Below are 13,567 nucleotides of genomic sequence, written 5' to 3' on the forward strand. Positions count from 1 at the left end.
GTCACGCGTTTCCGAACGCGGGACGATTGGTTTTGGAACGATGGCCTTCGACCATCGTTTTGTCATCACGCCCCTTTCAGGGCTGGCAATGAAGAATGTAGAATGAAGAATGAGTGTTAATTGTTAAAGGTTAAATCCGCCACGGCCACAAGTTGTTAAGTGTTAAAAGATCCAGCTTTCAGGTTTCAGGGTTTTACGAATCGAGTAAGGTACTTGAACCCGCCGGAATACTTCGGAGCAAGCTGATCTCTGAACTTGTTCTCCCCCAAAGATTGGAAAATCAAAAAAATAAGTGTTACAGCTTCCACTCGTGAGGATTTGATACCTGACAGGGATTAAACTCTAAGTTTTTAGCATTTAACCTTAGGTGGATCCAGACAAACGTGAAATACAAATAAAATTTCTAATTTTACCCGCCTAAAAAAATCATTCAGATGAAAATAGTGGAAGTTGCGACTCCAGCACATGAAAAGGAGTTTTTGGAAATGGCCGTGAGCTTGTACAAAAATGAAAAAAACTGGATCAGGCCGCTGGATAAGGATATTCATGGTATTTTTCAACCGGAAACCAATAAACTATTTAGGTTGGGCGGTAAAGCCAAAAGGTGGCTTTTGCAAGATAATAGTGGGAAGACAATTGGGAGAATCGCAGCGTTTTTACATCCGAAATGGAAAGAAAAACAACCCACAGGGGGTATCGGATTTTTTGAATGTATTGAAAATCGGGATGCTGCCTTTTTACTCTTTGATATAGCTAAAGGCTGGTTGGAATCCGAAGGCATGGAAGCTATGGATGGCCCGGTCAATTTTGGAGAGCGGGATAAATGGTGGGGACTCTTGGTAGAAGGTTTTTCACCACCTAATTATAACATGCCCTGGAACTTTGCCTATTATAAGGAATTCTTTGAAGCTTATGGCTTTCAGGTATATTTCAAGCAATTCACCTATATGAGACCCGTCCAAGGGGTAGGCTTCGATGCCAAAATGATTGAAAGGGCCAAGGAGGTTTTAAAACAGGAAGACTTTCAGTTCAGGCACATGGAAGGCAAGGAGTTGAAAGAAAAGGCCGCCCAATATTTCATGGAGGTATACAACAAAGCCTGGGCCAGGCATATGGGGAAGTCACTGACACTGAAGGAAACCCAGCTGATGTTTGCCAAAATGAAGCCCATCATGGATCCCCGATTGATTTATTTTGGATTTCACAAAGGTGAACCCATTTCTTTCTTTATCAATATTCCTGAGATCAATCAGATTTTTAAATATGTCGACGGAAAACTGGATTGGTGGGGAAAAATTAAGTTTTTATGGAACAAAACCTTTAATCCTCCCAATAAAATGCTGGGTCTTGTTTTTGGGGTAGTACCTGAATTTCAGGGCAAGGGCGTAGATTCTGCCATGATTATGGCTTACAATGAAAAGTTTGCCAAACATGATACCTTTTCTTACAAGACCATTGAGATGAACTGGATTGGGGATTTCAACCCTAAAATGATGCGGATTTGTGAGCAATTGAATGCTACCATTTACAAAACCCATCATACCTACAGGTACCTCTTTGACAGGAACAAACCTTTTGAGAGACATAAGGTGTTTGATTGATAGCACTTAGTACGTGGTACCAAGCACCCTCCGCCACGGCCAAGTTGTACCAAGTATATGGTCCTGGATAAGTAACGGGGAACTGATTGAATTTGGATGGTCAAAAGAAATTTCCTAAGCAATTACAACAATTACAACCCTCTTGTAAAAGATAAGGGGTATTAAACCGACTAGTAATAAAACATAGTATAAAACATGAAAAAGTACGACGTGACTGGCATAGGCAATGCCTTGGTAGATATAGAGTTTAAAGTGACAGACCAGTTCTTTTGGGACAATAAGGTAGAAAAGGGGCTGATGACTTTGGTGGATGAAGAAAGGCAAAACGCTTTGATGCAGGTAATCAATACGGAAGAGGCCAAAAAACAGTGCGGAGGTTCTGCTGCCAATACGGTCATTGCTGTAAGCCAATTTGGAGGCAATTCCTATTATTGTTGTAAAGTTGCCAATGATGAACTGGGTCATTTTTATTTGGAGGATCTGAAAAATTCCGGTGTGGACAATAGTTTGGAGGGCAAAGTGCCGGAAGATGGCATTACCGGCAAATGTTTGGTGATGGTAACCGAGGATTCCGAGCGGACGATGAATACCTTTTTGGGCATTACCCAAAATTTTTCTGTCAAAGACATCAATGAGTGGGCCATCAAAGATTCCCAATACCTTTTCATTGAAGGTTATCTGGTGACCTCTCCCAATGGAAAAGAAGCCATGCTGCACGCCAAGAAGGTAGCTGAGGAAGCAGGTACTAAGGTGGCGCTGACTTTTTCGGATCCTGCCATGGTGAAGTATTTCAAGGCAGGTTTTGAAGATGTAATCGGCCCTAGTGTGGACCTGCTTTTTGCCAATGAGGAAGAGGCCATGCTATTTACCGGTAAGGATAACTTGGCTGAAGCAAGGGAGGAAATGAAAAAAGCGGCCAAACACTTCGTCATTACCCAAGGGAAAAACGGCGCCATGATTTTTGATGGTGATACCTTCATTGATATTGAACCCTATAAAACAGTGGCTATTGATAGCAATGGGGCAGGAGATATGTTTGCCGGCGCTTTTATGTATGGCATAACCAATGGACACAGTTATGCTTCTTCAGGTAAATTGGCGTCTATGGCAAGCTCTAAGATTGTCAGTCAGTTTGGCCCAAGATTGCAATGGCATGAAGCGAAAGAGATCTTGGGTAGATTGAATCCGTAGCATTGAGGACTGAGGGACTTGGGGACTGAGAGACTGAGGGAGGACTGAGCGTAAAGAAAAGCTTTTAGCTCAGGACCAGGGTGTAGGGCAGGAAAATAAGAGCCAAGTAAAAAGGCAAAAGGCAAAAGGAGGATCTGCTTTGTAAGGAGAGACTTGGAGACGGAGGGACATAGGGACTTTTTGAGAAGAGAAGTTTAAAAGCTTAAGGTTTAAAGGAGCGTGTTCGTTTTCACGCGTTTCCGAACGCGGGACGATTGGTCTTGGAACGATGGCCTTCGACCATCGTTTTGTTGTCCCGTCCTTTCAGGGCTGAAGCGTTTAATGCTTAAAATTTAAGTTCTTCCAAGGCTTAACAACTTAAAAAATTGAGATGATTAAATTTTGTAAATCAAACATAATCAGGTGTTTGTAAATTATCCGATTAAGTTGTTGGTTAAATTTGACTTTTTAGGTGAGGGGCTGTAGTTTGCCATTATAAACCTTTTCTCCACTTTAAACCTCTATGTATATGGACCTTTTCAAAAATAAATTCTTATTGATTCTGATCGCTGCTACCTTTGTTTTCGGTGTGCTTCTGGCACTTAATTGGACTGATTTTGTAGAAGGCTTTAAGGAAGGATGGGAGAGTGCCTGTTGTGATTGCGCTTAATGCCATCATTGTAAGTATTCCAAACGGGTGAAATAAGGCTATCCTGTTTGCCCTAGAATTTTGGCAATTTTTGTATGTCGTTAAAAAGGGCTTTAGGGTTCAATAAATCAGTGTTTTGATTTACAAATTGTGTGATAATTCATAATATCCACAACTTATTCTTGGATTTGTTACTTTCCGGCAATATTTTCGAATGTTTTAGTGGTGACAACGAAAGGACATTCTTTGATTTTGTCCGCATTCGTACAATGAAAACATTCTGCCACCAAAAGGAGTAACAATTGTATAAAACTAATTTATCTTATCATATGAGAAAGTTTTTCTTTTCGCTGAGCCTGGCAATGAGTTTTGGCTTTTTGGTTTCAGCCCAAAACAGGATTGATTTCAAGGAATTCACTTTGGACAACGGTCTGCATGTAATCATGCATCAGGACAACAGCACGCCCATCGTGGCTGTATCTGTGCTTTATCATGTGGGATCCAAAAATGAAAGGCCGGACAGAACAGGTTTTGCTCATTTTTTTGAGCACTTACTCTTTGAAGGAACAGAAAATATTCCCCGTGGAGAGTACATGAATAAAATTCAGGCCATAGGAGGAACGCTGAATGCATTTACCTCCAATGACATTACTTATTACTATCAAATTGTCCCTTCCAATCAGTTGGAGACTGCCTTATACATGGAGTCTGAGCGCATGCTCCATCCCAAAATTGATCAAATCGGTGTGGATACACAGCGTGAGGTGATCAAGGAAGAAAAGAGGCAAGTATATGACAACCGTCCATATGGGACCATTCTGCCTGAAACGATGAGCCGCGCTTTTGCCAAACACCCTTATCAGTGGCCTGTGATCGGTTCTATGGAGCATTTGGATGCAGCCAGGTTGGAAGAGTTTATGGATTTCCATAAAGCCTATTATGTGCCCAACAACGCCACCCTGACCATTGCAGGCGACATAGATTATGCTGAGGCTGAAAAATGGGCAAGGGCATATTTTGAAGAAATTGCCACAGGACCATCTGAATTCTATAGACCGGATATTCAAGAGCCGACCAAAACAGCAGAAATCAGGGATATCATATATGATAACATTCAGATCCCGGCGATTATACAGGCCTATAACCTGCCGCCCAAAACTCATCCTGATGCTTACGCCATGTCCATGCTTTCCACTTACCTTACAGGAGGAAATTCTTCCTTAATGACCAAAGAGTTGGTAGACAAACAACAAAAGGCATTGGCCATTGCAGCCATTCCTTTGGATCTGGAGGATGGTGGTGTCTTTCTTATGTATGGTATTACCAATATGGGCATAGATCCCAAGGACCTGGAAGCAGAGATTGATATGCTGTTAAAGCAGGTACAAACCGAAGGAATATCTGAGCGGGATTTCCAAAAGCTTCAAAATATCATTGAAAATAACCTGGTCAGTAAAAACAGTTCCATGGCAGGCATCGCCCAAAACTTGGCACAGGCCAAGGTGTTTTTTGGGGAAACCGATTATATCAACCGTGAACTTGAATACTTCCGAAAAGTAAGTAGGGAGGATATTCAGCGCGTGGCCAATGAATACCTTAACCTTGACGGTAGGGTAGTATTGTATTATTTACCAAAATCTGCTGAAGTCACTGAATGATTTTCGGGCAATAAAAATGTTAAAAGCGATGAAAAAAAGTATCCTATATTTATTGACTTTACTTTTGGTGCAAACCGGTTTTGCACAGATAGATCGGTCTACTTATCCTGAACCTGCCCAGGCCAGGGAGATCAAGTTGGGCAATGCCGATGCATTTGTTCTACCCAATGGACTGAAGGTTTTCGTGGTTGAAAATAATAAACTGCCAAGGGTGGCATTTTCATTGGTATTGGATAGAGATCCTATTTTGGAAGGCGATAAATCCGGTATGTTGGGTATGGTAGGAGAGATGCTTACCGGAGGAACCAGTAATAGAAGTAAAGATGAACTGGATGAAGAGGTTGACTTTATCGGGGCCTCCCTTTCAGCTGGATCAACTTCCCTATTTGCTTCTTCTTTGAAAAAGCACCAAGACAAAGTATTGGAATTGATGACAGATGTCTTGTACAATGCCACATTTCCTGAGGAAGAACTTGATAAATTGAAAAAACAGGCCATTTCGGGTCTTGCTGCCAGTAAGGATGACCCCAATGCCATTTCTTCCAGACTGGCTTCTGCCTTGAACTTCGGTAAAGATCACCCTTACGGTGAAATTGACACAGAAGCTACTATCAATAACATCACGGTAGCGGATATTAAAAGTTATTATGCAACATATTTCAAACCAAATATTGCCTATTTGGCCATAGTTGGTGATATAACCAAGGCTGAAGCAGAGACTTTGGCCAACAAATATTTTGCAGCCTGGAAACCGGGCGATGTGCCTTCCAAAACTTATGCCATGCCTCAAGCTCCGGAGGCCAACACGGTAGCCTTAGTGGATAGGTCTGCTTCGGTACAGTCTGTGGTGAATATCACATACCCTATGGAAATGAGCCTTTCAGACTCTGATTATTTGGCGACCAGGATATTGAACTACATCTTAGGTGGAGGCTCCTCATCAAGGTTGTTTATGAATTTAAGAGAGGATAAGGGATATACTTATGGCGCTTATTCTTCTATCGGATCAGACAAGTTGGTCACCAGCTTCAGGGCAAATGCCAGTGTAAAGCAGACAGCCACAGATTCAGCGATTCATGAAATGGTGTATGAGATCAGAAATCTCAGGGACAATGGGGTAACGGAGGAAGAACTGGAAGCAGCGAAGTCCAATCTTAGCGGATCATTTGGCAGGTCTTTGGAAAGCCCCTCTACCATTGCCAATTTTGCTATCAATACACAGCGGTATCAATTACCGGATGATTTCTATACCAGCTACCTGCAGCGTCTAAATGCCCTCACGGTGGAGGATATCAATGCTGCTGCAAAGAAGTATCTCAAGCCTGATAATATGTATATCACCGTGGTGGGGAATGGTGCTGTCATCCAGGAGAGCCTGATGGCATTTGGTGAGGTAAACCGCTTCACCAACATGGCTGATCCTGAGCGGCAAATTGCCATGGATGAAAACCTGACCGCCAATGATGTACTAAATCGCTATTTTGAAGCCATAGGTGGCAGGGATAAGGCAGAAGCCATCAAGACTTCAAAAATGGAGGCAGAAGCAGAAATCCAAGGTATGAAACTGAATATGTCCTATGTATATGATGAGAATGAGGGTAAATTTTCCAATAAAGTTTCTATGATGGGCAATGTAGCTTCTCATGTAGTCATAAAAGATGGAAAAGCTACTGTAACAGGAATGGGCAATAGTCAGGAGTTGAATGATGAGCAGTTTGAGGCTGTTAAAATGAGTATGTTCATTTTCCCTGAATTGCATTTTGATGATTTGGGATATATGGTAGAATTACAGGGCATTCAGGAAGTCGAAGGTGTGGAAGCCTATAAATTGATGGTGTCCAACCCTACTGGTACTTCACAGGCCAACTATTACAGTGTTGACACAGGCCTCAAAGTAAAAACAGAAAGTCAGGAAAATGGGGATATGATTTACACGGATTATCAGGAAGTGGATGGCATACTTTATCCAATGATGATGACCATGAAGTCACCCATGATTCCTATGCCTTTGGCATCCAAAGTGCAGCAGTTGGAGTTCAATGTTCCCATTACTGAGGCTGACTTGAAATAATTAAAAGAAAAGGGAGGATATACTCCCTTTTCTGTTTATTTTTAATGTAATATCGCTAAACGAAGATTTAAATGAAGAAATCACTGAAATTATTTTTGGTTTTCATGCTGTCATTGTCTTGGGTTGGTACAGGTTATGCCTTATCTGAAAACCCTTCAAATCCGACAATAGAGAATGATGCCCAAGAGGTCATTGCCAGATACATTGCTGCGGTGGGCGGTAAAGAAAAAGTTGCCCAAATCAAAAACTCCGTAATGACCATGGAGGCAGAATTGCAGGGCATGAAAATACAGATCAAAGGCATTTCTGATCAGGTAAACGGACGTCTATTACAAGAAACCATTGTTATGGGGAATGTGGCTTCCCGAACCGTTTTGGCTAATGGAAAGGGTACCATGATGGCCATGGGACAGGAAAGTGAACTTCCTGCCGATATGCTGCAAATGATGAAAGTACAGACTTATGTTTTTCCTGAAGAACATTATGAAACGCTAGGATACAAGGTTCTACATCAAGGAATGGATGAAATCGACGGAGAGGCTGCGCATCGTTTGGTCATTACCGCAAATAATGGATTTGAAACGGTAGAATATTATTCGGTAGCATCAGGATTAAAATTAAGGACAAGCTCTGAGGCAACCGGTGACGTTACCTACAGTGATTATCAAGAGGTAGAGGGGATAAAATACCCGATGCGAATGACGATCAAGAACCCTATGATGCCCATGGCTTTGGAAACAAAGGTGGTTAGCATTGCTTTTAACCAAGAATTATCAGACGAGGATTTCAAATGACCATTCCTCATAAAAGAAACTGGCTGTCTCAGGTAATGGGGCAGCTTTTTTTATTCATTTTGAATTCCTGTTTCCCATTGATGGCCAAGTTCTTTTTTCCCCATATCCAGGAGCTTGACTTTGGGGTAAAACCTGGATTTTGATGGATAAACCACGTTTTCGACTTTTCTTCCCTGCCTTTCCAGACTAATAGTGAGGGGCTCATACATGTTTGGATGCTGCTTGGCAACCTCAGATATAATCATGTCGCTAACCATGACTTTATGGTAGGCATCGGCCTCGGGATGTACTTGAAGGACTTTTCCACTTTCATCTACCCTTATTCCATAAACATGCAAATACACATCGGTGTCGTAGTCCAAAGTAATTGCTACACCAACTTTTTCCAATAATTTACCCATTGCATCTAGAAGGTTTCCTTTACCCCAAACGTATTGCGCCCAAAATGCCTGAATAGCACTGGTATCCTTTGCGCTGTCGATCAGTAGCTTATGGAAGTCCTCCAGCGCATAACCTTGATTGGGCTTGCCAAAGTTTTCCCACATTTTCCTCATGACATCCGACAAGGAATTCTGCTCAGAAAGCAGTAGAATATCCAGGCAGAGCGCAATCAGTGCGCCTCTATTATAGATATTTACTTTTCTGTCCGGTATCCCGGGTTTGTATCCGTCCAACCACAGGTCAAAACTGGATTCAAAAATGTTTTGGTTTTTCCAGCCCTCGTGGTCTATCTCTTTTTGAATTTGTTTTTGAAGGATTTTCAAATAATCACCTTTGGAAAAATAGCCTGATTGCAAGAGGAAAAGGTCTCCCATGTAAGTGGTGACACCTTCTAGGACCAATCCTGTATTCAGGTAAACCTCCTTGGACAGATCATAAGGGATCAGTTCTTTTGGTCTGATGCGGCAGACATTCCAGCAATGATAGAGCTCATGGGAACTTACACCCATCAGTTCATCCAATTCCGACTTTTCTTGCAATGCTTGGGCCGGGCCATAGGTAATGACTGTGGAATGGGCATGTTCTACACCATGGTAATGTTTGTAGGGCAGTAATTGAAAAATGAAGTGGTAGTTTTCAGACGGAAATTCCCCGAATGCCTGGATTTGTTTTTTGGTAAAGGCTTTAAAATTTTTGATCAAAGCGGGCAGGTCAAAATGGACTTCACCATGGAACCAAAGGTGGAATAGATGGCCGTCCACGGTATAGTGATGGTGTTGAAGTTGTGCCGCAGCCAAAAGTGGACTGTCCATCAAATGCCGGTATCCGGTGGCTTCCCATATTCCGGGACCTTTGAGCGGCAATGCGGTAGCCACCTGATAATTTTCCGGAAGCTCAATCTGCAATGATATGGGCGTTTCACTTTTTTCCTTTACATCAAAGATACAATTGCTGAAATTGAGGTAAAGCTGTACATCATCCGACCAGCAGCCTCCTGCATCCATTTGATTGCAATAGAATTCATAGGAGACCTGGTATTGACCTATTGTGGGCGCAGCAAAATACCACAGGTCCTTGTTTTTCTTTTGCCATTCTATAGGGTGATTGTCCAGACTGACTTGAAAATTTCTGATCTTTTGTGCGTAATTTGCCAGTTCATACCTCCCAGGTCGCCATGCAGCCAATTGTAGGTGTAGTTCTTGGCCTGCATGGCAATTCAATTTCAGCTGAATCTGAATGTACTGTGAGCAGGGGGATTGTCTGGAAATGTGGTAATGCATTTGAATTATAATTGATCTTTAACAAAAGTAATTGTCAGGTTTGTAAATAAAAAAAAGCTCCTTATCTTTGCAGTCCTTTTGTGGGTAACCTCTGGGGAATGAATCAGGAAAGCATAAAGATTTAAAAGCATAGCGTCATGAAAAGAACATTTCAGCCTTCTCGTAGAAAAAGAAGAAACAAGCATGGTTTCAGACTTAGAATGTCTACTGCCAATGGTAGAAGAGTAATTAAGTCCAGAAGGGCAAAAGGAAGACACAAGTTGACTGTATCTTCTGAGAAAACATTGAAGAAGTAATTCTTTAGCATTTGTTTTCGTATTTTTAATGCGTCAAAAAAAATGCGATGAATTTCAGACTTGGAAAGAATGAAAGATTACATTCTAAAAAGTTAATAAAGGAACTTTTTGACAAAGGTTCCTCTTTTTTTTTATACCCATTCAAGGTTATGGTGTTGGACGCGCCTGAAGGTGAAGATGCAACCCATCAGGTACTTTTTTCCGTTTCTAAAAAAAAGCTCAAAAAAGCAGTAGACCGCAACCTGATCAAAAGAAGAATGAGGGAGGCATACCGCTTGAATAAAGCTGAAAATTTGGCACCTGAACTGCCAAAGAAATTGATTGGCCTGATTTATGTATCTTCTGAATTAGTATCCTATCAGATGATTGAGAAGAAAATCACCAAAATTCTGAAAACAATAGCTGAAGATCAAATACCCACTAAAGACAATACATGAAATTACATCAAAGAAAACCATTGCTCGTCCTGCTCACACTTGGCCTGATGGCAGGATTACTTTTTTCATTTGCCTACAAAAACGACAAACTCTTTGCCATAGCGAAAAACCTCGACATTTTCGCTTCTTTGGTCAGGGAGTTGGATTCTTATTATGTGGATGACATAGACCCGGATCATTTATTTACGGTAGGGATAAATGCCATGTTGGAAGAGCTCGACCCCTACACGGAGTTTATTCCTGAAGAAAATTCAGATGATTTCAGGTTGTTGACCACTGGTGAGTACGGCGGCGTGGGGGCATTGATTGGTAATAGGACTGGCATCAATATGGTGCTCATGCCTTATCGGGGGTTTCCTGCACAGGCCGGAGGTTTGAGAATAGGAGACCAATTCCTAAAAGTAGACACTGTGGATGTGAGCAATAAAGAGACTTCTGATATTTCAAGGCTTTTAAAAGGGCCGGCCAATACGGCAGTAGATGTTCAGGTCAAGCGTGGAGATGACACCCTTACTTTTAATCTGACCAGGAAAAAAATTGTAATCAGTAATGTGCCTTATTACGGAAAGATAGATGATCAAACAGGTTATATCAAGTTGACAGATTTTACCACCAATGCGGCAGCAGATGTTCGGAAAGCCTTATTAGACTTAAAGTCTCAGGGGATAAGCAGGCTGGTATTGGATGTAAGGGATAACCCAGGAGGTATTTTAAAAGAAGCTGTAGAGATTGTCAACCTGTTTATACCTAAAGGTAAGGAAGTGGTACGTACCATTGGCAAAATTGAAAGCGTCAATGCGGTGTACAAAACTTCAAAGTCACCTGTGGATAAAGATATCCCCATCGCTGTGCTGATCAATGAGCGCAGTGCTTCAGCAGCAGAGATCGTTGCCGGGGCATTACAGGATTATGATCGTGCCGTGTTGATCGGAAGGAAGACTTTTGGTAAGGGTTTGGTACAGACTTCTGTTCCCCTTTCTTACAATGCACAGGTGAAACTGACTACAGCAAAATACTACATTCCCAGTGGGAGGTGCATCCAAGCGATAGATTACAGCAAAAAAGATGAAAATGGAAACTCCAGTATTGTTCCCGATTCTCTTCGCAGTGAGTTTAAAACCAAAAATGGAAGGATTGTTCTTGATGGTGCAGGCATAGAGCCGGATTTAAAAGTAGATTCCAAAAGTTTCGCACCGATTACTTTTAGCCTGGTGGCCAGGAATTTGATATTTACTTATGGTAATGAATTCTTCAGAAAGCACCCTTCTATTGTACCGCCCAGCGAATTTGAGATTGATGAAACCCTGTATCAGGATTTTGTAGCTTGGTTGGAGGATAAAGAGTACGATTACACCACTTATGTGGAGAAAAGTTTGGAAGATCTGAACAAGTACGCACAAAGAGAACCGTATTTTGAAGAGATTCAGGCTACCATTGAAGCATTGAAAAAGAAAGTAAGTCATAATAAAGAGCAGGACCTGATTACCCATCAGGATGAAATCAAAGAAGCTTTGAGAGAGGAACTTATATCCAGGTATTATTATCAGGAAGGGGTAGTGGAAGCTTCCCTAAAGCATGATGAAGAGGTTATAAAAGCATTAGGGGTGCTGGGGGATCAGCAGCAAGTGCGTCAGATTTTAACTGCCTCTGTTAAAAAATAATAGCAGCATGTCCTGTATACTTTCTATAGAGTCGACTACTTCTGTGTGTTCAGTTGCTTTGCACCAATCCGGCAATTTGCTGGCTTTGATGGAACTCCACCAGGAGAATGTGCACTCCAGGGAATTGATGCTTTTGGTAGCGCAGATTATGGAAAGGAGTGGGATTTCTGTGGAACAGCTGGATGCAGTAGCCGTGTCCTCAGGCCCTGGATCTTATACAGGTCTTAGAATTGGTGTTTCTATTGCCAAAGGCCTGGCTTTTGCTCAGGATATTCCTTTGATAGGCGTTGACACCTTAAAAGCATTGGCCAAAAGGGCACAGTCTTTTGTGTTCGGGGATTCCCATATTATTCCTATGCTGGATGCCAGAAGGATGGAGGTATATGTGACTGTTTTTGATAAAAATTTGCAGGTGGTCAGTCCGCTGACACCAAAGGTAATTGAAAACGAGAATCCTTATATGGATTTATTGGAGAAGGGGCCGGTATATTTTGTGGGTGATGGGGTTGCTAAACTTGAAAATCTTTTGAATCATCCCAATGCAATGTTGTTGAAACTTTTACCCTCGGCTGAGACTGTGGGTTTTTTGGCTTATGACAAATTTAAAGAGGGGGTTTTTGAAGATCTTGCCTATTTCGAACCGAACTACTTGAAGGATTTTCGGGTTATTAGCGCAAAGAAAAACCTACTTTTGTCATGACAGAAATTGTAAATAGGGTAGCTAATAGCCCGATCATCACGTTGAATCTTGAAGAATACTACAGGCCTGAGGAGCGTGTGGTGTTTGATTTGAAAGATTATTTGTTTCAGGAGTTGATTCTGAAGGAAAAGGACTTCAGGTCTGCACTCAAGGATTTGGACTGGGAGCGATACCAAGGCAAATTGGTAGCCATTACCTGTACGGCAGATGCGATTGTTCCCAATTGGGCCTACATGTTGGTAGGCACTTATTTAGGCAGGTTAGGAGTGACTTATGTCATTGGCGATTTATCTTCTCTGGAGCAATACTTATTTGAAGAGGCGCTAACAAAAATTAATCCTGAAGATTATGAGGGAAGACCTGTAGTGGTCAAAGGATGCAGTAAATATCCAGTTCCTTTGTATGCTTATGGTCGAGTGGTGGCTAGGGTACAGGCATATGCCAAGTCAATCATGTATGGTGAGCCTTGCAGCACTGTACCGCTATTTAAGGCTTCCAAGTAAAATATTTTTCTTGTTTACAGTGACTTAGCCAAAAGTCATAGACATTTTGAATTTTCTATTTGGTAAATATCCCAGATACCGCTAAGTTTGCATTCCCATTTGAGAGAAAGCGTGCTGAGCAAGTCGGTATGAAAGGTTTGAAATAAGTTAAAAAAAGGATTGAAAAAAAAACTAGATTATTTTTTCAGCTCCTTTTGGAAGTTAAAAATAAACCCCGATATTTGCACTCGCTTTTAGGGAAAAGCCCTAAACAAATCCTTGCAAAAAGGAAAAAGTTCTTTGAAGTATTGAATACGAAACGACACA

At 41.6% G+C, this 13,567-nt stretch carries 12 protein-coding genes; 11 read left to right on the forward strand and 1 reads right to left on the reverse strand.

Going from position 1 to position 13,567, the window contains the following annotated elements; genetic code table 11:
- Positions 1-434: 434 nt before the first annotated feature.
- From B879_RS18010 to B879_RS18030, 6 genes are all read left to right on the forward strand, one after another.
- Entirely contained in the window at positions 435-1,601 is a 1,167-nt protein-coding gene (locus B879_RS18010) for a hypothetical protein (RefSeq protein ID WP_009186645.1), read from the forward strand.
- A gap of 195 nt (positions 1,602-1,796) precedes the next feature.
- Entirely contained in the window at positions 1,797-2,792 is a 996-nt protein-coding gene (locus tag B879_RS18015) for an adenosine kinase (RefSeq protein ID WP_009186646.1), read from the forward strand.
- A gap of 508 nt (positions 2,793-3,300) precedes the next feature.
- Positions 3,301-3,441, forward strand: coding sequence for a hypothetical protein (locus tag B879_RS22900; RefSeq protein ID WP_009186647.1), 141 nt, complete (start codon positions 3,301-3,303; stop codon positions 3,439-3,441).
- 308 nt (positions 3,442-3,749) lie between these two features.
- A complete protein-coding gene (locus tag B879_RS18020) occupies positions 3,750-5,078 on the forward strand; it encodes a M16 family metallopeptidase (protein WP_009186648.1) in 1,329 nt (442 codons plus the stop codon).
- 28 nt (positions 5,079-5,106) lie between these two features.
- Positions 5,107-7,149, forward strand: coding sequence for an insulinase family protein (locus B879_RS18025; RefSeq protein ID WP_009186649.1), 2,043 nt, complete (start codon positions 5,107-5,109; stop codon positions 7,147-7,149).
- Between the two features lie 71 nt (positions 7,150-7,220).
- Positions 7,221-7,943, forward strand: coding sequence for a LolA-like protein (locus tag B879_RS18030; RefSeq protein WP_009186650.1), 723 nt, complete (start codon positions 7,221-7,223; stop codon positions 7,941-7,943).
- Between the two features lie 50 nt (positions 7,944-7,993).
- Here the strand turns inward: B879_RS18030 and B879_RS18035 are convergent, their stop codons facing one another.
- The gene (locus B879_RS18035) at positions 7,994-9,664 is read right to left on the reverse strand and encodes a M61 family metallopeptidase (protein ID WP_009186651.1); all 1,671 of its coding nucleotides are present in this window, start codon (positions 9,662-9,664) and stop codon (positions 7,994-7,996) included.
- A 137-nt stretch (positions 9,665-9,801) separates the two neighbouring features.
- On the opposite strand from B879_RS18035, the gene rpmH reads away from it, so the two are divergent.
- From rpmH to B879_RS18055, 5 genes are read left to right on the forward strand one after another with little or no spacing between them, the layout of a single operon-like run.
- Positions 9,802-9,960 carry a 50S ribosomal protein L34 gene (gene rpmH / locus B879_RS22220; RefSeq protein ID WP_009186652.1) on the forward strand — a complete coding sequence of 53 codons (159 nt, stop codon included), beginning with the start codon at positions 9,802-9,804 and terminating at the stop codon, positions 9,958-9,960.
- A 47-nt stretch (positions 9,961-10,007) separates the two neighbouring features.
- Complete coding sequence (rnpA, locus tag B879_RS18040; protein WP_009186653.1) at positions 10,008-10,397, forward strand: ribonuclease P protein component; 390 nt, start codon at positions 10,008-10,010, stop codon at positions 10,395-10,397.
- Positions 10,394-12,058: a S41 family peptidase gene (locus B879_RS18045; protein ID WP_009186654.1), complete on the forward strand. Its 1,665-nt coding sequence runs from the start codon at positions 10,394-10,396 to the stop codon at positions 12,056-12,058. The genes rnpA and B879_RS18045 overlap by 4 nt, the downstream gene beginning before the upstream one ends.
- 7 nt (positions 12,059-12,065) lie before the next feature.
- Complete coding sequence (gene tsaB / locus B879_RS18050; RefSeq protein WP_009186655.1) at positions 12,066-12,758, forward strand: tRNA (adenosine(37)-N6)-threonylcarbamoyltransferase complex dimerization subunit type 1 TsaB; 693 nt, start codon at positions 12,066-12,068, stop codon at positions 12,756-12,758.
- Positions 12,755-13,261: a DUF2480 family protein gene (locus B879_RS18055; protein ID WP_009186656.1), complete on the forward strand. Its 507-nt coding sequence runs from the start codon at positions 12,755-12,757 to the stop codon at positions 13,259-13,261. The genes tsaB and B879_RS18055 overlap by 4 nt, the downstream gene beginning before the upstream one ends.
- Positions 13,262-13,567: the final 306 nt, after the last annotated feature.

The organism is Cecembia lonarensis LW9, assembly GCF_000298295.1.
GTDB classification, from domain to species: domain Bacteria; phylum Bacteroidota; class Bacteroidia; order Cytophagales; family Cyclobacteriaceae; genus Cecembia; species Cecembia lonarensis.